The sequence below is a fragment of the Nocardia sp. NBC_01499 genome, assembly GCF_045040275.1.
Classification (GTDB): Bacteria; Actinomycetota; Actinomycetes; order Mycobacteriales; family Mycobacteriaceae; genus Nocardia.
Window position 1 is genome coordinate 4,091,274 of the sequence record NZ_CP109426.1, and the last position, 24,815, is coordinate 4,116,088.

Below are 24,815 nucleotides of genomic sequence, written 5' to 3' on the forward strand. Positions count from 1 at the left end.
GGCTCAGGCCTCCAGTCGCGAGATGGTCGCGGCGAGGTGACCGGAGACAATCCCGGACGCCTGGACGGCCATCAGTATCTTCGATCCCTTGGGAATCGTCTGCCGTGCGAGATGCTCGTGCAGCACAAGGAAGTGGGATGTCGACGCCGTATTCCCGTACTCCTCCAGCACATTGAGCGGCTCCGGCATCGGGCCGCCGAAGTGCTGCTCGACCAGTTGCAGGATGTAGTCGGACAGCGGTCGACTGAACTGATGAAGGATTGAGTAGTCGAACTTCTCGCTCTCCCAACTACGGCCGGTCTCTTTCAGGAACAGGTCCATGCGATGGATGGCCTGCATATACCTGTCCGGGTTCTGCATGGTGCGGTTGTCGGTGTAGAGCGCCATCCCGCTCGACTTGTCGCTCGGCATGCCGAGGCAATCCTCGGCGCCGTCGGCGGCGGTCATCAGTCCGACGTAATGGATTTCGTCGTCATCGTCGCCGCGACCGTCGAGCACGACGGCGGCGCCCGCGTCGCCGACGGTCAGCGCGGCGAACTGGGCATCGTAGGACTTGCTGATCTCCCGTACCGCCGTCTCGGCGATCGGGGTGATCTGCTCGCCGCTCACCACCATTCCGTTGCGCACCACCCCGGCCTTGATCATCCGGTCCAGCACGAGCACCCCGGTCATCATTCCGGCGCACGCGTTGGATATATCGAAGTGCCTGGCGTTGGTCGCGCCGATCGCATTGCCCAGCATCAGCGCGAATGCCGGTGCGCCGCAGAAGATTCCCTTGCCGCGAGTGCGGGTGATGGAGGTCGAGATGATGATGTCGAGCTCATCGGGGGCATAGTCGGAACGCTGTAGGCAGTCCTGCATCGCGCGCAGTGCGAGTTCGAAGGAGGATTCGTACCGGTCCGGGTGCGAGTCGTAGACCCGCCGATTCTTGATCCCCGTGATCCGCTCCAGATCCAATGCGCGACGCACCGATAGTTGGGCGATCAATTCCGCGGTGGAGACAACGGTTTCGGGGGTGTAGCGCCCGATCGACTCGAAACGCGTACGCAGCATTTTGCCTGCTTCCTGCAGATCAGTCATGCACCAACGGCTTTCGCGGCGACCGCGGCTGTGGGCAAGCAGCCCGAGACAGGCGGTCACGATCCTGCTCGGCAGGGTCAGCGGTGAGCAGGACCAGCCATCCGGAGTGGCTATCTAGTATTCGTTGCGGCGGTGCGTCCGGACGGAATCATTTGCGCGGTGTGTTCACGCGCAAACGACGAAAGCCCCCCAGCGTGAGCTGGGGGGCTTTCGTGAAGGATGTTCCGGCGGTGTCCTACTCTCCCACACCCTGTCGAGTGCAGTACCATCGGCGCTGGCAGGCTTAGCTTCCGGGTTCGGAATGGGACCGGGCGTTTCCCTGCCGCTATGGCCGCCGTAACTCTATGAAACTGTCACACTCCGTGTCCCAGGTTCACCAGAAGGAGTTTTCTTCAGGGGCCTGCGGCCCCTGAAACCCCACCAGTGCAGGAGAACCCCAGGGCCTGAACCCTGAAATCCCACCAGTCCGGGGGGATGTTCAAAGGCGCAGCCTCTGAAAGTTCCCACTCCGAACCCGTGAACACGGATCGTGTGTTGTTTCAGATACTGCACAGTGGACGCGTAGCTTCTTTGTTGGTAAGTCCTCGGCCGATTAGTACCAGTCACCTACACCCGTTACCGGGCTTCCAGTTCTGGCCTATCAACCCCATGGTCTGTGGGGGGCCTTAACCACTCGAAGGTGGTGAGAAACCTCATCTTGGAACAGGCTTCCCGCTTAGATGCTTTCAGCGGTTATCCCTTCCGAACGTAGCTAACCAGCAGTGCTCCTGGCGGAACAACTGGCACACCAGAGGTTCGTCCGTCCCGGTCCTCTCGTACTAGGGACAGCCTTCCTCAAGTTTCTGACGCGCGCGGCGGATAGAGACCGAACTGTCTCACGACGTTCTAAACCCAGCTCGCGTGCCGCTTTAATGGGCGAACAGCCCAACCCTTGGGACCTACTCCAGCCCCAGGATGCGACGAGCCGACATCGAGGTGCCAAACCATCCCGTCGATATGGACTCTTGGGGAAGATCAGCCTGTTATCCCCGGGGTACCTTTTATCCGTTGAGCGACACCGCTTCCACTTGCCGGTGCCGGATCACTAGTCCCGACTTTCGTCCCTGCTCGAGCTGTCGCTCTCACAGTCAAGCTCCCTTGTGCACTTGCACTCGACACCTGATTGCCAACCAGGCTGAGGGAACCTTTGGGCGCCTCCGTTACATTTTAGGAGGCAACCGCCCCAGTTAAACTACCCACCAGGCACTGTCCCTGAACCAGATCATGGTCCGAGGTTAGAAGTCCAATACGATCAGAGTGGTATTTCAACGATGACTCCACAAACACTAGCGTGCCCGCTTCACAGTCTCCCACCTATCCTACACAAACCGTACCGAACACCAATACCAAGCTATAGTGAAGGTCCCGGGGTCTTTTCGTCCTGCCGCGCGTAACGAGCATCTTTACTCGTAATGCAATTTCGCCGAGTCTGTGGTTGAGACAGCTGAGAAGTCGTTACGCCATTCGTGCAGGTCGGAACTTACCCGACAAGGAATTTCGCTACCTTAGGATGGTTATAGTTACCACCGCCGTTTACCGGGGCTTAAATTCTCAGCTTCGCACCCAAAAGTGCTAACCGGTCCTCTTAACCTTCCGGCACCGGGCAGGCGTCAGTCCGTATACATCGTCTTACGACTTCGCACGGACCTGTGTTTTTAGTAAACAGTCGCTTCTCACTGGTCTCTGCGACCACCCCCAGCTCAGGAAGCAAGTTCCGTCACCGGTTGTGGTCCCCCTTCTCCCGAAGTTACGGGGGCATTTTGCCGAGTTCCTTAACCACAGTTCTCTCGATCGCCTTAGTATTCTCTACCTGACCACCTGTGTCGGTTTGGGGTACGGGCCGTGTACCAACTCACTAGAGGCTTTTCTCGGCAGCATAGGATCACTGAATTCGCCTCAATCGGCTACGCATCACCTCTCAGGCTTCATGCGGTGCGGATTTGCCTACACCACGCCCTACAGGCTTACACCAGTACAACCACTGACTGGCCCAGCTACCTTCCTGCGTCACCCCATCGCTTACCTACTACAACCCGGGTCCTGTGCAGCAATCCTCCCTCTCGCCCGAAGGCTTGATAAGAGAACATTTGGACAGTTAGCAAAGTTGATTCGATATTTGGCGCGGATACACGGGTACGGGAATATCAACCCGTTGTCCATCGACTACGCCTGTCGGCCTCGCCTTAGGTCCCGACTCACCCTGGGCGGATTAACCTGGCCCAGGAACCCTTGGTCATTCGGCGGACGAGTTTCTCACTCGTCTTTCGCTACTCATGCCTGCATTCTCACTCCCATAGCCTCCACAACTAGGTCACCCTGCTGCTTCCATGGCTATAGGACGCTCCCCTACCCATCCACACCGCTGCACACACCCCCGTAGAGATGTGCGGACGTATTGTGTGAATGCCGCGGCTTCGGCGGTGTACTTGAGCCCCGCTACATTGTCGGCGCAAAATCACTTGACCAGTGAGCTATTACGCACTCTTTCAAGGGTGGCTGCTTCTAAGCCAACCTCCTGGTTGTCTTCGCGACTTCACATCCTTTTCCACTTAGTACACGCTTAGGGGCCTTAGCCGGCGATCTGGGCTGTTTCCCTCTCGACTACGAAGCTTATCCCCCGCAGTCTCACTGCCACGCTCTCACACACCGGCATTCGGAGTTTGGCTGATTTCGGTAAGCTTGTAGGCCCCCTAGACCATCCAGTAGCTCTACCTCCGGCGTGAAACACGTGACGCTGCACCTAAATGCATTTCGGGGAGAACCAGCTATCACGGAGTTTGATTGGCCTTTCACCCCTACCCACAGCTCATCCCCTCAGTTTTCAACCTAAGTGGGTTCGGGCCTCCACGACGTCTTACCGTCGCTTCACCCTGGCCATGGGTAGATCACTCCGCTTCGGGTCTAGAACATGCGACTCTACCGCCCTATTCGGACTCGCTTTCGCTACGGCTACCCCACACGGGTTAACCTCGCCACATGCCACTAACTCGCAGGCTCATTCTTCAAAAGGCACGCCATCACCCACAGTCAACCAAATGACTCACAGGCTTTGACGGATTGTAAGCGCACGGTTTCAGGTACTATTTCACTCCCCTCCCGGGGTACTTTTCACCTTTCCCTCACGGTACTAGTCCGCTATCGGTCACCAGGGAGTATTCAGGCTTACCGGGTGGTCCCGGCAGATTCACAGCAGATTTCACGGGCCCGCTGCTACTCGGGTACTCACTACAAGAGCCGCTGAGTTTTCGTCTACGGGATTCTCACCCTCTACGACAGGCCGTTCCAGACCACTTCGACTAACACAACGGTTTCTGACTCTCGCCCACTACGGCAGTAGTAAGAAAGTGAGCCCCACTACCCCACACACGCAACCCCTGCCGGGTATCACACGTGCATGGTTTAGCCTCTTCCGCTTTCGCTCGCCACTACTCACGGAATCACTATTGTTTTCTCTTCCTGTGGGTACTGAGATGTTTCACTTCCCCACGTTCCCTCCACACACCCTATATATTCAGATGCGGGTAACACGACATCACTCGTGCTGGGTTTCCCCATTCGGAAATCCTCGGATCTCAGCTCGGTTGACAGCTCCCCGAGGCTTATCGCAGCCTCCTACGTCCTTCATCGGCTCCTGGTGCCAAGGCATCCACCGTACGCTCTTAAACACTTACTAACAAAGATGCTCGCGTCCACTGTGCAGTTCTCAAACAACACACCCACTCAGATCGGGCTCCTTGACCTGACCAGTCGAAACTGGCGGTATCGAGGAAGATCCGAGCGGATCGTTATCTTGCCCAGAGAAACACTCGCGTGTTCTCTCAGGACCCAACAGTGTGTCGATATATCCCCCGCAGTCGATCACTGAGGACCAACCATATGCGTGAGAAGTAGTCAGTGTTCCACCCATGAGCGTCCGCAGTTCTACATATGAGAACTAAACGGTCTCTGCCAGGCACGATCCAACCTATGTTGGACGGCTCTGGAGATGTGCTCCTTAGAAAGGAGGTGATCCAGCCGCACCTTCCGGTACGGCTACCTTGTTACGACTTCGTCCCAATCGCCAATCCCACCTTCGACGGCTCCCTCCCACAAGGGGTTAGGCCACCGGCTTCGGGTGTTACCGACTTTCATGACGTGACGGGCGGTGTGTACAAGGCCCGGGAACGTATTCACCGCAGCGTTGCTGATCTGCGATTACTAGCGACTCCAACTTCACGGGGTCGAGTTGCAGACCCCGATCCGAACTGAGACCGGCTTTAAGGGATTCGCTCCACCTCGCGGTATCGCAGCCCTCTGTACCGGCCATTGTAGCATGTGTGAAGCCCTGGACATAAGGGGCATGATGACTTGACGTCGTCCCCACCTTCCTCCGAGTTGACCCCGGCAGTCTCTCACGAGTCCCCGCCATTACGCGCTGGCAACATAAGATAAGGGTTGCGCTCGTTGCGGGACTTAACCCAACATCTCACGACACGAGCTGACGACAGCCATGCACCACCTGTACACCGACCACAAGGGGGCCTACATCTCTGCAGGTTTCCGGTGTATGTCAAACCCAGGTAAGGTTCTTCGCGTTGCATCGAATTAATCCACATGCTCCGCCGCTTGTGCGGGCCCCCGTCAATTCCTTTGAGTTTTAGCCTTGCGGCCGTACTCCCCAGGCGGGGTACTTAATGCGTTAGCTACGGCACGGATCCCGTGGAAGGAAACCCACACCTAGTACCCACCGTTTACGGCGTGGACTACCAGGGTATCTAATCCTGTTCGCTACCCACGCTTTCGCTTCTCAGCGTCAGTTACTTCCCAGAGACCCGCCTTCGCCACCGGTGTTCCTCCTGATATCTGCGCATTTCACCGCTACACCAGGAATTCCAGTCTCCCCTGAAGTACTCTAGTCTGCCCGTATCGCCTGCAAGCTTAAGGTTGAGCCCCAAGTTTTCACAGAAGACGCGACAGACCGCCTACAAGCTCTTTACGCCCAGTAATTCCGGACAACGCTCGCACCCTACGTATTACCGCGGCTGCTGGCACGTAGTTGGCCGGTGCTTCTTCTACAGGTACCGTCACTTGCGCTTCGTCCCTGTCGAAAGAGGTTTACAACCCGAAGGCCGTCATCCCTCACGCGGCGTCGCTGCATCAGGCTTTCGCCCATTGTGCAATATTCCCCACTGCTGCCTCCCGTAGGAGTCTGGGCCGTGTCTCAGTCCCAGTGTGGCCGGTCACCCTCTCAGGTCGGCTACCCGTCGTCGCCTTGGTGGGCCGTTACCCCGCCAACAAGCTGATAGGCCGCGGGCCCATCTCGCACCGATAAATCTTTCCACCAACCAGCATGCACTGGAAGGTCATATCCGGTATTAGACCCAGTTTCCCAGGCTTATCCCGAAGTGCGAGGCAGATCACCCACGTGTTACTCACCCGTTCGCCGCTCGTGTACCCGAAGGCCTTACCGCTCGACTTGCATGTGTTAAGCACGCCGCCAGCGTTCGTCCTGAGCCAGGATCAAACTCTCCGTTGAAGACTCTTGACCTACCCCGAAGGGCTAATCAGAAGAATAACTAGAGTCCGAAAACCTAGCAAAACAAAACGCCAGCAAAAAGATTTGCTGACTAAATGTCCGACCTCAACAACCGGGGGGTATGCGAGGCCGGAACCAATAAAAATATTGGCACTGACATTCATCGACACACTATTGAGTTCTCAAAGAACACACGCACACACCACCGCCCGAACTATGTTCGCTTGGTCGATGAGGCAACTTATCCAGCTTAGCTCAGTCGCTCCCCCAGAACCAAATCCGGGGTCTCGATCGAACCAGTGTGAGCGTCAGGCGCTCCTCGTACTACCTCGTGTCCCTGGCCGTCGCTCAGCGTTACCGCTCAGCTCCTCGGCACCGGGTCGGTGTCCGCGTCGCTCTGACTCGAATAAAGTTACGTGTCTGCGTGCATCATGTCAAATCTGCTGGTCAAGAAGTGTTTTCGAGGTTAACACTTCATTCGGCAGCGCCGACTCGCTTCACTTCGCCGCCCAAAGCCTGCAGTTGCTCGACGAAATTCGGGTAGCCGCGGTCGATGTGGAAGACGTCGTGCACCTCGGTGGTTCCGTCGGCAACCAGACCGGCGAGTACCAAACCGGCACCGGCGCGAATATCCGACGACCACACCGGCGCACTCGACAATCGAGGAATACCGCGCACCACCGCGTGATGACCATCGGTCCGCGCGTCGGCACCCAGCCGGATCATCTCTTCCACAAAACGGAACCGCGCCTCGAAGACGTTCTCGGTGATCATCGACGTGCCGTCGGCGATCGCGGCGAGCCCGATCGCCATCGGCTGTAGGTCGGTCGGGAATCCGGGGAACGGTAGCGTCGAGAAGTTCACCGCGCGCGGCCGCTCGGCCTGCACGACACGGAAACCGTCCTGCTCGAAGGAGATACGCGCGCCCGCCGAGCGCAGCTTGTCCAGTACCAGCGACAGATGCTTGGGATTGACCCCGGTCACCCGGACATCACCCATGGTCATCGCCGCGGCGATACCCCAGGTCGCCGCGACGATGCGGTCGCCGATCACGCGGTGCGTCGTCGGCGAGAGCCGCTTGACGCCCTGCACTGTGAGTACAGACGTACCGGCGCCGGTAACCCGGGCACCCATCTGCACAAGCATGTTGCACAGGTCGACGATGTCGGGCTCGCGCGCGGCGTTGTCGATCACCGTCTCGCCCTCGGCGAGGACGGCCGCCATCAGGATGTTCTCGGTCGCACCCACCGAAGGGAAGTCGAGCCGAATCTTGGCACCCTGCAGTTCGTCGGCCCGCGCGACCACGCAACCGTGCTCGATCTCGCTGGTCGCACCGAGCAACCGCAGTCCGGCCTGATGCATGTCCAGTGGACGGGAGCCGATCGCGTCACCGCCAGGCAGCGCGACCACCGCCCGCTTGCAGCGCGCCATCAGCGGACCGAGCACGCAGACCGACGCGCGGAACTGCGTCACCGCGGGAAAGTCCGCGTGGTACTTCGGTTCTGCCGGGGTGTTGATGGTGACCACCCCCGCGTCGATCGCGACGTCGCAGCCGAGGCCGCGCAGCACGTCACCCATCAGCGGCACGTCGAGAATGTCCGGGCAGTTCGTGATCGTGGTGGTGCCCTCGGCCAGCAAGGCAGCGGCCATCAGCTTGAGGACGCTGTTCTTGGCGCCCCCCACCGCGACTTCACCGACGAGTCGATTCCCGCCGGTAACCAAAAACCGTTCCATGCCGCCTCTCCGCGTATTCGGCGCACTGTTGGGTGCAAGGATAGTTGCGGCACTGTTCCGCCACTCCGGGTATTCAGCGCACTAGTGGGTGCCACGGTAGTTCGGTTACGGACCGGCGGTCGGATGCCGGGATGAGTTCTGGGTGTACCCGGAGTGTCACCCATGAACTCGAGGACGTGCGTCCTCGTGTCTCGAGCATTATCAGGTGCTCGACCTGGTTCCGCCGGGCTTCCACAGGATATCGCCGCCCGGATTGGCCACGCGGCTCAGGATGAACAGCAGATCCGACAGCCGGTTGAGGTACTTGGCAGGCAAAACGTTCGTGTCGTCCGGGTGTGTCTCGACCGCCGCCCAGGCGGCACGTTCCGCGCGGCGGGCGACGGTGCGCGCCGTGTGCAGCAGCGCCGCGAGCGGTGTGCCACCGGGCAGAATGAACGAATTCAGTGCTGGCAGTTCAGCATTGAACTCATCGCACCAACCTTCGAGCCGGTCGATGTAGAGCTGGGTGATGCGCAGCGGCGGGTACTTCGGCGCCGCGACAACGGGGGTAGACAGATCGGCCCCGGCATCGAACAGATCGTTCTGTATCTGCAGCAGCACCTCGCGCAGCTGCTGTTCGGGCTGCCCGAGCGCGATGGCCACCCCGATCGCGGCGTTCGTCTCATCGCAGTCGGCATACGCGACCAGGCGCGGATCGGTCTTCGCGACCCGCGAGAAGTCGCTGAGACCGGTGGTCCCGTCGTCGCCGGTACGCGTGTAAATCCGCGTCAGATGAACACTCACAGGACCAACCCTAGCTCCCCCGCCGCTCCGAAGTTTCCTAGCGCATACGGCGGGTGCGATCGGACGGGCGGGATTCCACCCAGGAAAGAAATGCGGTCCGCGAGGCGCGGTCAAGGGCAAGCTCGTAGCTGCCGTCCCGATCGGTCACCGCGATCACCGCGATATCGTCGCTCATGATGTCGTATTCGTCGCCGACGGGTCCGCGTCGGTCGCCGATCTCGATGCCCTGCCGATGAATTGTGCAGTCCGGGCCGAGTTTCAGGCTGGTCAACTTGAAAAAGACCATTCGGTCCTCGTCGTATCTGATCAGTCCGTGCCGCCAGCCCTGACCACCGCGGGCGGGTAAGACGCGCAGCAGTGCGGCGGTTCCGCCGCGCCGCAACATGATCAGGCGATAGGTCGAGGCGAGGGCCAAGAACACGAGCGTGAGCACCAGAATGATCAGGAGAACCATCCCGGTCTGCAATGCAGTTCGTCCCTTCGCTCTGTCGCCGTGTCGTCGACACCCCGCGGTCATTCAACCACGACACCAAGTTTACAAACTGGGGGGCCGTGTATTAAGACGATCGTCAACCGTTTTAAGACGACTGTCGGCGGCGAAGATCCCTTCGCCGCCGACAGTCTCGTGCTCTGTATTCGGTTGTCGCTTACGCGTTCGCGGCCTGCTCCGCCGCGCGGACCTGGGCCTGCGCCGCCAGCTGGTCCTCTTCGCTTGCCGCCGAGTCGGCCAGCACGCGACGGGCCGCCTCGACATCGACCTCGTCCGCGAATTCCGCGGACTCGGCCAGGATCCGGACCGTGCTCGCGGTCACGGAGAAGAAGCCGCCGTGCACCGCTGCGACGATGCGCTCGCCGTCGGTGGAGACGATGGCCACCGTGCCGCCCTCGACCAGCTGACCGAGCAGCGGCTCGTGGCCCGGCATGATGCCGATCTGGCCCTCGGTGGTCTGCGCGCTGACGAACGTCGCCTGGCCGGACCAGAGCAGCCGTTCGACGGCGACCAGATCAACTGACATTTCCGACATCGGGACTACTTTCCGGCGATCTTCTTCGCGGCCGCCTCGACATCGTCGAGACCACCGCAGCTGTTGAACGCCTGCTCCGGGAAGTGGTCGAACTCGCCCTTGCAGACCCGGTCGAAGTCGTCGATGGTCTGCTCCAGCGGAACCACCGAACCGACCTGGCCGGTGAACTTCTCGGCCACGATGAAGTTCTGGCCGAGGAACTTCTCCAGACGACGGGCGCGGCCGACGAGGACCTTGTCCTCTTCGGAGAGCTCGTCCATGCCGAGGATGGCGATGATGTCCTGCAGTTCCTTGTACTTCTGCAGGATTCGCTTCACCTCGTTGGCAACGGCGAAGTGCCGGTCGCCGACGATCGAGGCCTCCAGGATGCGGGAGGTCGAGGTCAGCGGGTCGACGGCCGGGTAGATGCCCTTCTGCGAGATCGGGCGGGAAAGCTCGGTCGTCGCGTCGAGGTGGGCGAAGGTGGTGGCCGGCGCCGGGTCGGTGTAGTCGTCGGCGGGCACGTAGATCGCCTGCAGCGAGGTGATCGACCGACCACGGGTCGAGGTGATGCGCTCCTGCAGCTCACCCATCTCGTCCGCGAGGGTCGGCTGGTAACCGACGGCGGACGGCATGCGGCCGAGCAGGGTCGACACCTCGGAACCGGCCTGGGTGAACCGGAAGATGTTGTCGATGAACAGCAGCACGTCCTGGTGCTGCACGTCGCGGAAGTACTCGGCCATGGTCAGGGCCGAGAGGGCGACGCGCATACGCGTGCCCGGTGGCTCGTCCATCTGACCGAAGACGAGGGCGGTGTCCGGGAGGACGCCCATCTCTTCCATTTCCAGGCGAAGGTCGGTGCCCTCACGGGTGCGCTCGCCGACACCGGCGAACACGGAGGTACCGGAGAACTCACGCGCGATACGGGTGATCATCTCCTGGATGAGCACGGTCTTGCCGACACCGGCGCCACCGAACAGGCCGATCTTGCCACCCTTCACGTACGGGGTGAGCAGGTCGATGACCTTGATGCCCGTCTCCAGGATCTCGGTCTTACCCTCGAGCTGGTCGAATGACGGGGGCTTGCGGTGGATGCCCCACTGCTCGCCGTCGCGGCCGAGGCCGGGGCTGTCCAGGCAATCGCCGAGGGCGTTGAAGACGTGGCCCTTGACGACGTCGCCGACCGGCACCGAGATCGGCTTGCCGGTGTCGGTGACGGGCGCGCTACGGACCAGGCCGTCGGTGGGCTGCATGGAGATGCAGCGCACGATGCCGTCGCCGAGGTGCTGGGCGACCTCGAGGGTCAGGGTCTTGGCCACCGAGGTGAGGGTGATCTCGGCGTGCAGAGCGTTGAACAGCTCTGGGATCGAGCCCCGGGGGAACTCGACGTCGACGACGGGGCCGATGACTCGGACGACGCGACCTGAGTCTGCGCCGGTCCGACTCGTGTTGTCTTGCGTGACTGCTGCGGTCATTTTTCTCTTCCTGCGCTTAGTCGCGGTCCGAGCTCGAAGCCAGCGCGTTTACGCCGCCGACAATTTCGCTGATTTCCTGCGTGATCTGGGCCTGCCGCACCGAGTTCGCCTGCCGGGAAAGATCAGTGGCAAGGTCGTTGGCGTTATCGGTGGCTGCCTTCATTGCGGTGCGCCGAGCCGCGGACTCGGATGCCGCTGCCTCGAGCAACGATGAGTAGATACGCGTGTTGATGTACTTCGGCAGCAGGGCTGCAAGCAGCACATCGGCGTCGGGCTCGAACTCGTACTGCGCGTGCACATCCGCCGTCGGCGAATCGGACACGAAGTCCTCACCCATGTCGAAGTTCTCATCGACGTAGCTCACCTGGATCGGCGCCAAGCGGCGCACCTCCGGGGTCTGCGTCAGCATCGACACGAACCGCGTGTACACGATGTGCAGCTCGTCGACACCCGCGATATCGCCGGTGCCGTTCGGCGCGGGAACCACGCCCTCCGAACCGGCCATGAAGGCCTCGACCAGGTGGTTGCAGGCGGCCGAGGCATCGGAGTACTTCGGCTGCTGCGAGAACCCGGCCCACGAGGCGACGGGGGTGCGGTTGCGGAAGGTGTAGTACGTGAGGCCCTTGTTGCCCATCACGTAGATCACCGGCTCTTTGCCCTCGCCACGCAGCGTGTGCATCAACTCTTCGGCACGCTTGAGCACGTTGGAGTTGTAGCCACCGGCCATGCCGCTGTCGCTGGTGATCACCAGCACCGCCGCCCGGCGCGGCTCGGCACGCTCGGTCAGCAGCGGGTGGGTGAGGTTCTTCGACGCGTTCGCCAGCTCACCGAGGACCTTGGTGATCTCCTCGGCGTACGGCTTGGCGGCCGCAACCCTGGCCTGCGCCTTGGAGATTCGCGAGGTCGCGATCAGCTCCTGGGCCTTGGTGATCTTCTTGATCGAATTCACACCACGAATGCGGGAGCGCAATTCACGCAAACTTGCCATCAGTCACACTCCCTTCATTCGCATCGGTTTTACGAATTACTCGCATCAGTCCCGAACCTGGGTCACTTCTCGACGTGCTTGCGGGTGACCGACAACGTCTCGACCTCTTCGTGCTCGAGATCGGCCGCTTCGGCCTCGTTCACCACACGGCTGCCGTCGGAGGCGAGGAAGCCCTGCTTGAACTTGTCGGTCTCCGACTTGATCTGGTCGGCGGCCTCGTCCTTGAGGACCTTGCCACCCTCGATCGACTTGAAGGCGTCGGCCGCGGCGCGGTGCAGGTGCTCGAGCAGTTCGCTGTTGAAGCGACGGATGTCGGCGACCGGGACCGAGTCGAAGCGGCCGTCGTCGACCAGGAAGATCGAGACGATCTGGTCCTCGACGGCGACCGGCGAGTACTGGTCCTGCTTGAGCAGCTCGACCCAGCGGGCGCCACGCTCGAGCTGCGCCAGCGACGCGGCGTCGAGGTCGGAGGCGAAGGCGGAGAACGCCTCCAGCTCGCGGAACTGCGCCATTTCCAGACGCAGCGAACCGGCGACCTTCTTCATGCCCTTGGTCTGGGCGGCGCCACCGACACGGGAGACCGAGGTACCGACGTTGATCGCCGGGCGGACACCCTTGTTGAACAGGTCGGACTCGAGGAAGACCTGGCCGTCGGTGATCGAGATGACGTTGGTCGGGATGAACGCCGAGATGTCGTTGGCCTTGGTCTCGATGATCGGCAGACCGGTCATCGAGCCGGCGCCGAGCTCGTCGGACAGCTTGGCGCAGCGCTCCAGCAGACGGGAGTGCAGGTAGAAGACGTCACCCGGGTAGGCCTCGCGGCCCGGCGGGCGACGCAGCAGCAGCGAGATGGCGCGGTACGCCTCGGCCTGCTTGGTCAGGTCGTCGAACACGATGAGGACGTGCTTGCCCTGGTACATCCAGTGCTGGCCGATGGCCGAACCGGTGTACGGCGCAAGCCATTTGAAGCCGGCGGAGTCGGAGGCGGGAGCGGCGACGATCGTCGTGTACTCCAGCGCGCCACGGGCCTCGAGCGCGGACTTGACGCCCGCGATGGTGGAGCCCTTCTGGCCGACGGCGACGTAGATGCAGCGCACCTGCTTGGCCGGATCGTTGGAGTCCCAGTTCGCCTTCTGCGCCAGGATGGCGTCGATGCAGACCGCGGTCTTGCCGGTCTTGCGGTCGCCGATGATCAGCTGACGCTGGCCACGGCCGATCGCGGTGAGGGCGTCGATGGCGGTGATGCCGGTGGCAAGCGGCTCCTCGACGGGCTGACGCTCCAGCACGGAGGCGGCCTGCAGCTCGAGCACGCGCTGCTCTTCCGCCTCGATCTCGCCGAGACCGTCGATCGGGTGGCCGAGCGGGTCGACCACGCGGCCGAGGAAGTTGTCGCCCACCGGAACCGAGAGCACGTCGCCGGTCCGGCGAACCTGCTGGCCCTCTTCGAGGTCGGCGTATTCGCCGAGGATGACCGCACCGATCGAGCGGTCTTCGAGGTTCAGCGCAACGCCGAGCACGCCACCAGGGAACTCCAGCAGCTCATTGGCCATTGCCGAAGGCAGGCCGCTGACATGCGCGATGCCGTCGGCTGTGTCGGTGACAACACCGACTTCTTCGATGGAGGTCTCGGGGGTGTAGCTCTGCGTGTAGCTCTCGATCGCGCTACGGATCTCGTCGGAGGAGATCGTCAGCTCCGCCATGTTCTTCCTGCTCTCGCTGTGTCGAATGTCGGGGGTATTGGACGTCAGGTCAGGGACCGACGCAGCCGTTCGAGCCGGCCGATGGCGCTGCCGTCGATCACGTCGTCGCCGACGTGTACGACGAGCCCGCTCAGCAGACTCGGGTCGACCTGCACGTGCACCTGGATCGGCTTGTCGTAGATGCGATGCAGCGAGGCGGCGAGCCGCTCGCGCTGCTGCGCCGACAGTTCGATCGCCGCACGCACGTGCGCCACGATCTGGTCGCGACGGGCCGCGGCCAGGTCGGACAGTTCGTCGAATGCCACCCCGACTGCCGTCTTCTGCCTGGTCACCACCTGCTCAGCCAGGGTTAGGGTGATGGATTCGGTCTTGCCGGTGAGGAGGCGATCGATCAGTTCCCGCTTGGCCTGCGCCGGTTTGGTCCGATCGGCGAGTGCCTGCTCCAGGTCGGGGTTGTCGCTGATGATCCGACCGAGCCGGAACAGCTCGTCCTCGACCGCGTCGAGCCGACCACTGTCGGACGCCGACTCCAGCAACGCTTCTTGGCCGAGCAACACCAGGGTGGCGACCAGGTCGGCGGTCCTTGACCAGTCCTGGGCCACCGCGGTGGTCAGCACGGCCTGCGTGGCCGGGCTGACCTTGCCGCCGAAGACCCGCTCACTGAGCTCGGCCCGGACCGAGCCGGGCACCGACACGTCCGCGAGCGCAACACGCAGCGAACGCTGGTCGTCCAGCACGGCGACAACGGCGAACAGTTCGGAACCCGTTGTGGCCGCGACACTGTCGCTTCCGGTCAGAGCGGCCCTGAGCGCCTCCCGAGACCGGGCGCAGGCCTCGCGGCTCGCTGCGTACATGCTTCTCACTTTCGCGTCGCTACCTTCCGACCCCGATGCCGGCTTTCGACTCGTCATCGAGCTCGGTCAGGAACCGCTCGATCGACGCCGCCTGCTTAGCTTCGTCCGAAACCGACTGCCCGATAATCTTTTCGGCCAAATCTACGGCGGTGTGGCCGAGTTCGGAGCGCAGTTCGGTAAGGATTTGCTGGCGCTGTGCTTCCAGCTGGCTGTGGCCCGCGGCGACGATGCGGTCACTTTCGGCCTGCGCGTCCGCGCGCATCTGCGCGAGGATCTGCTGGCCCTGGGTGCGCGCGTCCTCACGGATACGCGATGCCTCTAGCCTGGCTTCGGCCAACTGCTGCTGGTACTGCTGCAGCGTGAGCTGAGCCTGTTCCTGAGCGGCTTCGGCCCGAGCGATACCACCCTCGATCTTATCGCCGCGCTCGTCGAGCACCTTGAGCAAGCGTGGGATCACATATTTGTAGAAAACGACGCCGATGATCGCGATGCAGACCACCGACCACACGATGTCGTATGTCTCGGGGATGAGGGGGTTGATGTCTTCCCCAGCATCCGCGGCGAACACAGAAAGCCCGTTCATGGCAATCAGAAGATGAAGCCGGCCACAAGGCCGATCAGGGCGAGGGCCTCGGTGAACGCGATACCGAGGAACATGTTGGTACGGATCGCACCCTGAAGCTCGGGCTGACGGGCAAAGCCCTCGATCGCCTTACCGACAACGATGCCGACGCCGATGCCGGGGCCGATCGCGGCGAGACCGTAGCCGATGGCGCCGTAGCCCTTGATCTTGTCAGAGTTCGAAGCGGCTTCCTGGGCCAGGTACGCGAGGCTCATGAGTTCCATTCCCTTTCTGTTGCTCACCCGCCGGTCGGCGTGTGTAGCAGGTATCCGGTAGTTGTGGGTCAGTGCGAATCTGCGTGCTGCGCGAGCCCGATGTAGACCGCGGTCAGCAGGGCGAAAACGTAGGCCTGCAAGAAGATGACCAGGATCTCGAAGAGGGTGAACCCGAGACCCGCGATCAGCGAGAACGGCGAGAACACCTTCATCCACGCGACGGCGTCGAACAAGAAGAACCAGGTGGCACTGAAAAAGAGCACCAGCATGATGTGTCCGGCCAGCATGTTGGCCATGAGTCGCACCGTCAGCGTGAACGGACGGAGGATGAACGTCGAGACGAACTCGATCGGAATCAGCAGTATGTGCAGCGCGGGCGGGACATTCGGAACCACGATGCTGCTGCGCATGTAGGTGAGGAACCCGTACTTCTTGATGCCGACGTAGTTGAACGCGAGGTAGGCAATGAGGGCCAACACCAGCGGAAAGCCGACTCGGGCGTTCGACGAGATGTTCAAACCCGGAATGATGCCGGAGAAGTTCAGAAAGAGCACCGAGAAGAAGATTGTCGCGATCAGCGGAAAGTACTTGCGACCGGTTTCCTTACCGAGCACCTCGTCGCAAATCTGCTCCTTGACGAACACCAGACCGGTTTCGGCGATGTTCTGCAGGCCGCGCGGGACAAGGCGCGGATTCCGGAATGCGAGCAGCATGACGATGATCAGGACGGCCGACATGATGAGCCGGATCAGCATCAAACGATCGAGTTCGAACGGCGTACCCTCGAACAGCAGCGCTGGAGGGAAGAAGTCGGACAGCGATGGCGCGTGGAACTCGCCCGCCAAAGTGGTGACGCTCAGCGTTCTCTCCCGTGTTCGGGCCGTGGGTTCGGTTGATCCCACGGTTCGATCGGACATTGACGATCAATTTGGGTCGACTCAGGTCGGCTCGAAATTCGTCAGCAGCTGTGCGGCGGGTTTTGATTCCGCCTGGCGTCTGTACGTGTGTCGGCGACATCGTCGACATGCAGAACCGGAACCCTCAGAGCCCGGCACGGCAGTAAGCATAGCGGCACTCGGAGGGATCTTGACGATCCCCCCTCGCTTGGTTGCTTGCTTACCAACACTTTACCAAGTTATCTACGACAGCGTGTAGGTGGGTGGGGATCAATCTTCCCGAGTCTGCGAATCCGCCGTCTCCTCGGGCACCGTCACGTACGGAACCTTCTGGCGCACAACGCCATACGTCTCCGCGCCGAGCACGATGACCAGGGCGCCGACCACGGTCAAGAAAAGGACCATTCGGTCATAAAAGTCGAATTGATTCAGTATTGCTATGACCAAAAGGCCCACCAGCATTTTGCCGACCCAGCTGGCCAACATCACCATGCCCGCGGTGGACGGCGGCAATTTCGCGCCGAACAACACCACGGCAGCGGTGGTCAGGATGAAGCCGCCGCCGATGGCCGAGCCGATCAGCGCGCCCCACAGACCTGGCGTGCCTGCGGCCGCGGCGCCGATCGCGACGGACAGCACCACCAGCACGCCCAATCCGATCAGGCCGTAGCGCAGCGCCGCCTTCAGCGGGGCGTCGGGACCGGGAACTGGGGTAGGTGTGAAGCTCACGTTTGCGAAGACTACCCGGCGGGCGGCTGGTCCCCCGCCGCCTCCCTGCGGCGCAGCCCGGGAATAGCGGTCACCACGAGGGCGAAGACCAGCCCGCCTGCCACCAGCAGCACGACGAGTGTGAGGTTCATCAACGAGGTGCCGACCGCACCGAATGCGAGGATGCCGACCCATAAGTAGATGAGCAGCACCACGCGTCGATGGGAATGCCCGATCTGCAGCAACCGGTGATGCAGGTGCATCTTGTCCGGCGTGGAGAAGCTCACCCCGGCTCGTACCCGGCGCACGATCGCGAGCACCAGGTCGAGCACCGGAATGAACATGACCGCGCCGACCAGCAGCAGCGGCGACAGCAGACCGACGATGTCGCGTGTGCCGAAGCCCTGCAGCGGGATACGCCCTGACGCGCTGGTGGAGACGGCGGCGAGCACGAGGCCGATCAGCATCGAACCCGAGTCGCCCATGAATATCCGGGCTGGCTGGAAATTGTGTGGCAGGAAACCGAGGCAGGCACCGGCCAACGCGGCGGCGAGCAACGCGGGCGGGTAGGTGTCGACCGAGCCGCCCTGTTCGGTCATCAACCCGATCGCGAAGACGAACACCGCGACCGCCGCGATCAGCCCCAACCCGGCGGCGAGTCCATCGAGCCCGTCGACGAAGTTCATCGCGTTGACCAGGGTCACGGTGACCCCCACCGTGATCAGACCACCTTGTAGCGCATCCAGGAAAACCGTGGTGTTGTTGAACGGGTTGTAAATGCTGTACCAGCTCAGACCCATGACGGCCATCACACCCGCCGCGGTTACCTGTCCGACGAACTTCGTCAGCGCGTCGAGACCCCAGCGGTCGTCGACGATGCCGACCGCGACGATGATCGTGCTCGCCACCAGCACCGCGAGCGGAATGTTCGGGGTGTAGTCGAAGCCACGGCGCAGCGCGGGGAGTCGGTAGGCGAACAGCATCGCCGCGACCACCCCGATGTAGATGCCGACACCGCCCATCCGCGGAATCGGCTTGACGTGCACGTCACGGTCGCGCGGCACCGCGACGGCGCCGAACCCGATGGCGAGCACCCGGATTCCGCCGGTAGCGAGGAAGGTCACGACCGCGGAGATCAGCAGGACGAGCAGTAGCTCCCGTGACGGGACGACCGCACCCGAACCACTCATCCGCGGCACCCACCGCTCATCGGGTGGAGGCGCCGGACAGCGCCTCCGGCGACATGTCGAGGACATCGGCGATATCGCCGATGGGCACCGCGCCCTCGCGCAGGATGCGCGGCTGGTCGGCGGTGAGGTCGACGATGGTGGAGGCGACCGCGTGGTCGGCGGGGCCACCGTCGAGGTAGATGCCGACGTGTTCACCCAGTTGGTCGCGGGCCTCCGCGGCGGTCTTGGCTGGCGGTTGGCCGGAGACATTGGCGCTGGAGACGGCCAGCGGGCCGACCTCGCGGAGCAGCTCGAGGGTGACCGGGTGCAGCGGCATCCGGAGCATCACGGTGCCGCGCGTGTCGCCGAGGTCCCAGGCGAGCGAAGGGGCCTGCTGCACAACCAGACTCAGGCCGCCGGGCCAGAACGCCCGGATCAGCTCGCGGGCCTGTGGGCGCACCGAGAAGACCAGGCCGTCGATGGTGTGCCAGGAACCGACCAGGACCGGCACCGGCATGTCGCGACCACGACGCTTGGCCGCGAGCAGCGAGCTCACCGCGGTGGAGTCGAAAGCGTCGGCGGCAAGGCCGTAGAGCGTGTCGGTGGGCAGCACGACGAGTCGCCCGGACTTCAGGGCGCTGGTGGCTGCGGTCAGTCCGGCGGCGCGGGCGTCGGGATCCGCGCAGTCATAGACGGTACTCACGGCGTCCATCCTGTCACGCGTGCGCTCACGGACCACCATCCCCTGGCCGACCGCCGCAGCGAATGCCGCAATCCGGGCATCGCGCGGTCACGCACGAGTCGCGGCGACGAAGCGGGGCCTGCCCGCGAGGTCGGGGTGTTCGACGATGTCGGTGAAGTCGCCCTGCTTGCCGAGCAGGGCCGCGAGGTCGGAACCGTTGGAGTCGTCGTGTTCGATGGCCGTGGCGCCGCCCGTGCGCAGTAGGCGGGTGATGGTGGGGATCATGCCGCGGATGACGTCGAGACCGTCGGGGCCGCCGAAGAGGGCCAGGTGCGGATCGTGTTCGGCGACTTCGGGATCCAGTCGCGCGCCTTCGGGAATGTAGGGCGGGTTGGACACCAGGACGTCGACTCGGCCGTCGAGTACGGTCAGCAGGTTCGGGTCGGTGACGTTGTCCGCGTGCAGGGTGATGGGCGTGTCGCCGTCGGCGATGCACTGGTCGGCATTGCGGCGGGCCCATCCAAGCGCCGCCGAATCGAGTTCTACCGCATGGACATCGGCGTCGGGGCGCGCGTGCGCGATGGCAAGCGCCAGCGCGCCGGAGCCGGTGCACAGGTCGACGACGATCGGCGGGTGATCGTGCGGGAGCGCCTCGAGCTGAGCCAGCGCCCAGGCGAACAGCAGCTCGGTCTCCGGACGCGGGATGAAGACACCGGGCCCGACCGCCAGGTCGATCTCGCCCATCGCCACGGTTCCGGTCAAGTGCTGCAACGGAATTCGCTGCGCCCGGCGGTCGACCAGGGCGCGGTACTCGGTCAGCTGGTCCGGCGTGACAAGCGGGGTGAGGGCCAGCCTGCTGCGCTCGACCCCGAGCACGTGTGCGGCCAATTGCTCCGCATCGGCCTGCGGACTGTGCACCCCGGCCTGACGCAATGTCTGGATAGCGTCGTTGATGGCGGGGCGCAGCGCTTCGCGGGTCATAGACATGGCAACGACTCTTCCCGAAAGGTGTTTATTCCGCGGCCATTCGAGCTTCGCGATCCGCCTTGCCGAGTGCGTCGAGCAACGCGTCCATGTCACCGTCCAGCACGGCATCCAGGTTGTGCGCCTTGAAACCGATGCGGTGGTCGGCGATCCGGTTCTCCGGGAAGTTGTAGGTGCGGATGCGCTCGGAGCGGTCGACGGTGCGAATCTGACTCGCCCGGCCCGCCGCGGCTTCCTGATCGGCCTGCTCCTCGGCGAGAGCTTGCAGTCGCGCGGCGAGCACCTGCATGGCGCGGGCCTTGTTCTGCAGCTGCGAACGCTCGTTCTGGCAGGTCACCACGATGCCGGAGGGCAGGTGGGTGATGCGGACGGCGGAGTCGGTGGTGTTGACGCCCTGGCCGCCCTTGCCCGACGAACGGTAGACGTCGATGCGCAGGTCGGTCTCGTCGATCTGCACCTCTTCCACCTCGTCGGGTTCCGGATAGATCAGCACACCGGCGGCCGAAGTGTGGATGCGGCCCTGCGATTCGGTCACCGGGACGCGCTGCACGCGGTGCACGCCGCCCTCGAACTTGAATCGCGACCAGACACCGTCGCGCGCGGCGTCGCGGCTCTTGATCGACAGCGTCGCGTCCTTGTACCCACCGAGATCGGACACGGTGACGTCGAGGATCTCGACCTTCCAGCCGTGCCGTTCGGCGTAGCGGACGTACATGCGCGCCAGGTCGGAGGCGAACAGCGCCGATTCCTCGCCGCCCTCACCGGATTTCACCTCGAGCACCACGTCGTCGCCGTCGTGCGGGTCGCGCGGGGCGAGCAGGTCGGCGAGGGTCTGCTCCAGCTCGGCGACCTGGCGTTCCAGGTCGGGGACCTCGGCGGCGAAGGACGCGTCGTCGGCGGCGAGTTCCTGCGCGGCGGCGAGATCGTCACGCGCGGACTTCAATTTGGTATAGGTGGCCATGATCGGCGCGAGTTCGGCGAACCGCTTGCCGACCCGGCGCGCGGCGCCCGGATCATTGTGCAGCGCCGGATCGGACAGCTGCGTCTCCAGGCCGGCGTGCTCGGCCAGAATGTCGTCGATCGCGGACGGTTGCGTCACTGTGCTTCCTCTTCCTGAATTCCCTGTCTAAAAAGGACCCCATACAAAAAACACCGACGCCCGGCCTGCGGAGCAGGACCGGGCGTCGGCGAGGAAGCTACTTGGCTGCGGCGTCGTCCGCGTCGGCCTTCTTGCCCGCGCGCTTGCCGTAGCGAGCCTCGAAGCGGGCCACGCGGCCACCGGTGTCGAGGATCTTCTGCTTGCCGGTGTAGAACGGGTGGCACTGCGAGCAGACCTCGACGTTGATGTGTCCCGACTCCTTGGTGCTGCGAGTCTGGAACGTATTGCCGCAACCACAGACGACCGTGGTCTCGACATACGTGGGGTGAATTCCTGCCTTCATGGGTGTCCTCTCGATATTGGCCGCCGGGTCGCTCGCGCGCGAATCGCGGGAACGTGAACCGGAGCCGACTTAGGCGGGAGGTCTGCTCGAAACAGAGCAGACGCAACGACCGTTCAGTATGCCAGAACAGTCCCTACGCTCCCAAAACGCCCCCGGCAAGCGGTTTGTTCCCACCCTAGGTACTCCCCCTATCGCCCCCGCCCCAGGAACTCCGGGCACGCACTTCGCGGCTGTCTCAGCAACCCTGAAGACGGGTAGTTGGCTACTCAGGTATGCGAACAGCTTCGTTCATAGAGTGTGAGACCTTGGCACAGCGGCGTGCCGTGACCAGCGAAGGGAGAACTTGTGAACATCCGGGTCGCGTCGGCGATTTTCGGTCTGTTGATTCTCGCCGTCGTGGTCGGCTGGTGCGCTCTGCCCGACACCGCCGCCTCGGCCGCTCCGGGAACCGCCGGGTACTTCCAGGCCTCGACCACCGCCCCGGAGGGGAGCGCGGTGGCAACCTCGGCGATCATCCTCGGCTTCCTGATCAGCGGCGCGACCATCATCGGGCTCATGTTCTTCGTGCCGAGAACGCCGAAAGGGCCCCGCCGTAGCGAGGCCCTTTCGGCAGTACAACGTGCGAACCTATTCGTCCAAGGCGCCAGGCGCGGTCTTGCTCACCTGCATCAGGAACTCGAGGTTGTTCTTGGACTTCTTCAAACGGTCGATCAGCAGATCGATCGCCTGGTGCGAGTCAAGGCCGGACAGTACGCGGCGCAGCTTGTGCAGTACCGCGGCCTCGTCGGGGTTGAGCAGTAGCTCGTCCTTACGAGTGCCGGACGGGTTGACGTCCACCGCGGGGAACACGCGCCGTTCCGCGATCTTGCGGTCCAGCTTGAGCTCCGCGTTACCGGTGCCCTTGAATTCCTCGAAGATGACCGTGTCACCGGTGGAACCGGTCTCCACCATCGCGGTCGCGATGATGGTGAGCGAGCCACCGTTCTCGATATTGCGCGCCGCGCCGAGGAACCGCTTGGGCGGGTACAGCGCGGTGGAATCGACACCACCGGACAGGATTCGACCCGAAGCGGGCGAGGAGTTGTTGTACGCGCGACCCAGTCGAGTGATCGAGTCGAGCAGCACCACAACGTCTTTGCCCATTTCCACCAGCCGCTTGGCCCGCTCGATGGCGAGCTCGGCGACCGAGGTGTGGTCGCCCGGCGGACGGTCGAAGGTCGAGGCGATGACCTCACCCTTCACCGAACGCTGCATGTCGGTGACCTCTTCAGGACGCTCGTCGACCAGCACAACCATGAGGTAGACCTCGGGGTTGTTGATGGCGATGGCGTTGGCGATGTCCTGCATGATCGTCGTCTTACCGGCCTTCGGCGGCGAGACGATCAGGGCGCGCTGGCCCTTACCGATCGGCATGATCAGGTCGATGACTCGGGTCGTCAGCTTGTTCTGCTGAGTCTCCAAGCGCAGCCGCTGATTCGGGTAGAGCGGGGTGAGCTTGCTGAACTCGGGCCGACGCTTCGAATCCTCGACGTCACCACCGTTGACGGTGTCGAGCCGGACCAGCGGATCGAACTTCTGTCGCTGGTTGTTCTGCTCGCCGTCGCGCGGAGCACGCACCGCACCGGTGATCGCGTCACCGCGGCGCAGGCCGTTCTTGCGCACCAGGTTCATCGAGACATAGACGTCGTTCGGCCCGGCAAGGTAGCCCGAGGTCCGGACGAAGGCGTAGTTGTCCAGCACGTCGAGGATGCCCGCGACCGGCTGAAGCACGTCGTCGTCGCGGATCTCCAGCTCGCGTGCCTCGCCGCCACCGCCACCGGTCTCGCGGTCGCGCCCACGACGACGCTCACGGAATCGGCGTCCCCGCCGACCGCGCCCGTCACCTTCGTCGTCGTCATTGTTGTTGCGAGCGTTATTGCGGTCGTTGTTCCGGCCGCCGTTGGCGTTGCCGCCACCGTTACCGTTCTGGTTGTTGCGCTCACCGGACTGGCCGCGCTCACCGGACTGATTCCGCTCACCCGACTGTGCGCGGTCGCCGGACTGATTGCGCTCACCTTGATTGCGCTCGCCCTGATTGCGCTCGCCCGACTGACTGCGCTCGCCCTGATTGCGCTCGGACTGGTTCCGCTCGCCCGACTGGTTGCGCTCGCGGCGCCGCTCGCCCTGCTCGGTGTCCTGCTTCGGCTCGTCACCACGCGCATCGGCCGTCGCGGTCTCGCCGCCTCCGGATCGCGCCTGGTCACGGCCGCGCCGCTGCCGACCACGACCACGCTGACCGCCATCGCGGCCGGAATCCTCGGTGGACTCGGTCGTGGTGGTCGGTGTGGCCTCGGCCGGTGCCGAGTTCACGGGAGCGGATTCCTTCGCCGGGGCAGCAGCCTCGACGACCGGAGTTTCCTTCGCCGGGGCGGTGGACACATCGAGGGTCCCCTGCTCTGCGCGAGCGGGCGCCGGCGCGGCGGCCGGTGCTTCCGCATTACCGGGTGTGTTGGCCTTGGCGGAAACCGCGGACTTGGCCTGTCCCCCTTCGGGCTTTTCACCCTTGGCCGGTTTCCCGGACTGATTTTCCTTGATAGCGGCGATCAAATCGCCTTTGCGCATTCCGGAGGTGCCTCGGATACCGAGCTCCCCCGCGAGCGCGCGCAACTGCGGCAACAACATTCCAGTCAGCCCCGATCGTGCGACGTCGGTTTGTTCGCTCATCTTCGAAATCTGTCCGGAGTCACTTTCGCGGTCCCCCGGAGATGTTGGGTTGGATTCCACCCCGGGTGTTGCGAGCAGGTCCGTATCTGTCACGGAAATCCTTTCCTTCCCCCGATTGCCGTGTGCTGTTTCGAGGGTTCGTCCCGCAGTCCGGGCATTCTGCCGGACTCGGATGCGTCCGTCCGCTTCGCCACCGGTGGTGTGAGGTGGGGAGTGATCATT

20 protein-coding genes and 3 rRNA genes are annotated in these 24,815 nt (G+C 63.2%); all 23 read right to left on the reverse strand.

What is annotated here, in order from left to right; genetic code table 11:
- Nucleotides 1-3: 3 nt before the first annotated feature.
- The 23 genes from OG203_RS18880 to rho all read right to left on the reverse strand — a co-directional run bounded on the left by OG203_RS18880 (nt 4) and on the right by rho (nt 24,686).
- Nucleotides 4-1,080 carry a 3-oxoacyl-ACP synthase III family protein gene (locus tag OG203_RS18880; RefSeq protein WP_405166971.1) on the reverse strand — a complete coding sequence of 359 codons (1,077 nt, stop codon included), beginning with the start codon at nt 1,078-1,080 and terminating at the stop codon, nt 4-6.
- A gap of 222 nt (nt 1,081-1,302) precedes the next feature.
- Nucleotides 1,303-1,419 (reverse strand): 5S ribosomal RNA (gene rrf, locus OG203_RS18885).
- A 233-nt stretch (nt 1,420-1,652) separates the two neighbouring features.
- Nucleotides 1,653-4,792, reverse strand: a 23S ribosomal RNA gene (locus OG203_RS18890).
- Nucleotides 4,793-5,117: 325 nt separating this feature from the next.
- Nucleotides 5,118-6,634, reverse strand: a 16S ribosomal RNA gene (locus OG203_RS18895).
- Together the 16S, 23S and 5S rRNA genes form the textbook arrangement of a ribosomal RNA operon.
- A gap of 474 nt (nt 6,635-7,108) precedes the next feature.
- Nucleotides 7,109-8,368 (reverse strand): UDP-N-acetylglucosamine 1-carboxyvinyltransferase, encoded by a 1,260-nt coding sequence (gene murA / locus OG203_RS18900; RefSeq protein WP_357392211.1) that lies wholly within the window; start codon nt 8,366-8,368, stop codon nt 7,109-7,111.
- A 201-nt stretch (nt 8,369-8,569) separates the two neighbouring features.
- Entirely contained in the window at nt 8,570-9,151 is a 582-nt protein-coding gene (locus tag OG203_RS18905) for a cob(I)yrinic acid a,c-diamide adenosyltransferase (RefSeq protein ID WP_405166972.1), read from the reverse strand.
- A 37-nt stretch (nt 9,152-9,188) separates the two neighbouring features.
- Nucleotides 9,189-9,605: a DUF2550 domain-containing protein gene (locus tag OG203_RS18910; protein WP_357392215.1), complete on the reverse strand. Its 417-nt coding sequence runs from the start codon at nt 9,603-9,605 to the stop codon at nt 9,189-9,191.
- A 193-nt stretch (nt 9,606-9,798) separates the two neighbouring features.
- Entirely contained in the window at nt 9,799-10,176 is a 378-nt protein-coding gene (locus OG203_RS18915; protein ID WP_396965811.1) for a F0F1 ATP synthase subunit epsilon, read from the reverse strand.
- 5 nt (nt 10,177-10,181) lie between these two features.
- Entirely contained in the window at nt 10,182-11,630 is a 1,449-nt protein-coding gene (gene atpD, locus OG203_RS18920; protein ID WP_405166973.1) for a F0F1 ATP synthase subunit beta, read from the reverse strand.
- A gap of 16 nt (nt 11,631-11,646) precedes the next feature.
- Nucleotides 11,647-12,618 (reverse strand): F0F1 ATP synthase subunit gamma, encoded by a 972-nt coding sequence (locus OG203_RS18925; RefSeq protein WP_364739410.1) that lies wholly within the window; start codon nt 12,616-12,618, stop codon nt 11,647-11,649.
- Between the two features lie 62 nt (nt 12,619-12,680).
- Nucleotides 12,681-14,318 carry a F0F1 ATP synthase subunit alpha gene (atpA, locus tag OG203_RS18930; RefSeq protein WP_405166974.1) on the reverse strand — a complete coding sequence of 546 codons (1,638 nt, stop codon included), beginning with the start codon at nt 14,316-14,318 and terminating at the stop codon, nt 12,681-12,683.
- A 44-nt stretch (nt 14,319-14,362) separates the two neighbouring features.
- Entirely contained in the window at nt 14,363-15,172 is an 810-nt protein-coding gene (locus OG203_RS18935) for a F0F1 ATP synthase subunit delta (protein ID WP_405166975.1), read from the reverse strand.
- Nucleotides 15,173-15,191: 19 nt separating this feature from the next.
- Nucleotides 15,192-15,755, reverse strand: a complete 564-nt coding sequence (locus tag OG203_RS18940; RefSeq protein WP_405166976.1) for a F0F1 ATP synthase subunit B — start codon at nt 15,753-15,755, stop codon at nt 15,192-15,194.
- 5 nt (nt 15,756-15,760) lie between these two features.
- A complete protein-coding gene (locus OG203_RS18945) occupies nt 15,761-16,009 on the reverse strand; it encodes an ATP synthase F0 subunit C (protein WP_405166977.1) in 249 nt (82 codons plus the stop codon).
- Nucleotides 16,010-16,077: 68 nt separating this feature from the next.
- Nucleotides 16,078-16,926, reverse strand: a complete 849-nt coding sequence (atpB, locus tag OG203_RS18950) for a F0F1 ATP synthase subunit A (RefSeq protein ID WP_405166978.1) — start codon at nt 16,924-16,926, stop codon at nt 16,078-16,080.
- 249 nt (nt 16,927-17,175) lie between these two features.
- Nucleotides 17,176-17,634 carry a hypothetical protein gene (locus OG203_RS18955; RefSeq protein WP_405166979.1) on the reverse strand — a complete coding sequence of 153 codons (459 nt, stop codon included), beginning with the start codon at nt 17,632-17,634 and terminating at the stop codon, nt 17,176-17,178.
- An 11-nt stretch (nt 17,635-17,645) separates the two neighbouring features.
- Nucleotides 17,646-18,803, reverse strand: a complete 1,158-nt coding sequence (locus OG203_RS18960; protein ID WP_405166980.1) for a glycosyltransferase family 4 protein — start codon at nt 18,801-18,803, stop codon at nt 17,646-17,648.
- A gap of 16 nt (nt 18,804-18,819) precedes the next feature.
- On the reverse strand, nt 18,820-19,485 hold the full coding sequence (locus OG203_RS18965; protein ID WP_405166981.1) for an L-threonylcarbamoyladenylate synthase: 666 nt from the start codon (nt 19,483-19,485) through the stop codon (nt 18,820-18,822).
- Nucleotides 19,486-19,572: 87 nt separating this feature from the next.
- Nucleotides 19,573-20,445 (reverse strand): peptide chain release factor N(5)-glutamine methyltransferase, encoded by an 873-nt coding sequence (gene prmC / locus OG203_RS18970; RefSeq protein WP_405167913.1) that lies wholly within the window; start codon nt 20,443-20,445, stop codon nt 19,573-19,575.
- 31 nt (nt 20,446-20,476) lie between these two features.
- A complete protein-coding gene (gene prfA, locus OG203_RS18975) occupies nt 20,477-21,547 on the reverse strand; it encodes a peptide chain release factor 1 (protein WP_405166982.1) in 1,071 nt (356 codons plus the stop codon).
- Between the two features lie 97 nt (nt 21,548-21,644).
- Nucleotides 21,645-21,890 carry a 50S ribosomal protein L31 gene (gene rpmE / locus OG203_RS18980; protein ID WP_150407940.1) on the reverse strand — a complete coding sequence of 82 codons (246 nt, stop codon included), beginning with the start codon at nt 21,888-21,890 and terminating at the stop codon, nt 21,645-21,647.
- Between the two features lie 266 nt (nt 21,891-22,156).
- The gene (locus tag OG203_RS18985; protein ID WP_405166983.1) at nt 22,157-22,438 is read right to left on the reverse strand and encodes a hypothetical protein; all 282 of its coding nucleotides are present in this window, start codon (nt 22,436-22,438) and stop codon (nt 22,157-22,159) included.
- Nucleotides 22,439-22,517: 79 nt separating this feature from the next.
- Nucleotides 22,518-24,686, reverse strand: coding sequence for a transcription termination factor Rho (rho, locus tag OG203_RS18990; RefSeq protein ID WP_405166984.1), 2,169 nt, complete (start codon nt 24,684-24,686; stop codon nt 22,518-22,520).
- Between the last annotated feature and the right edge of the window lie 129 nt (nt 24,687-24,815).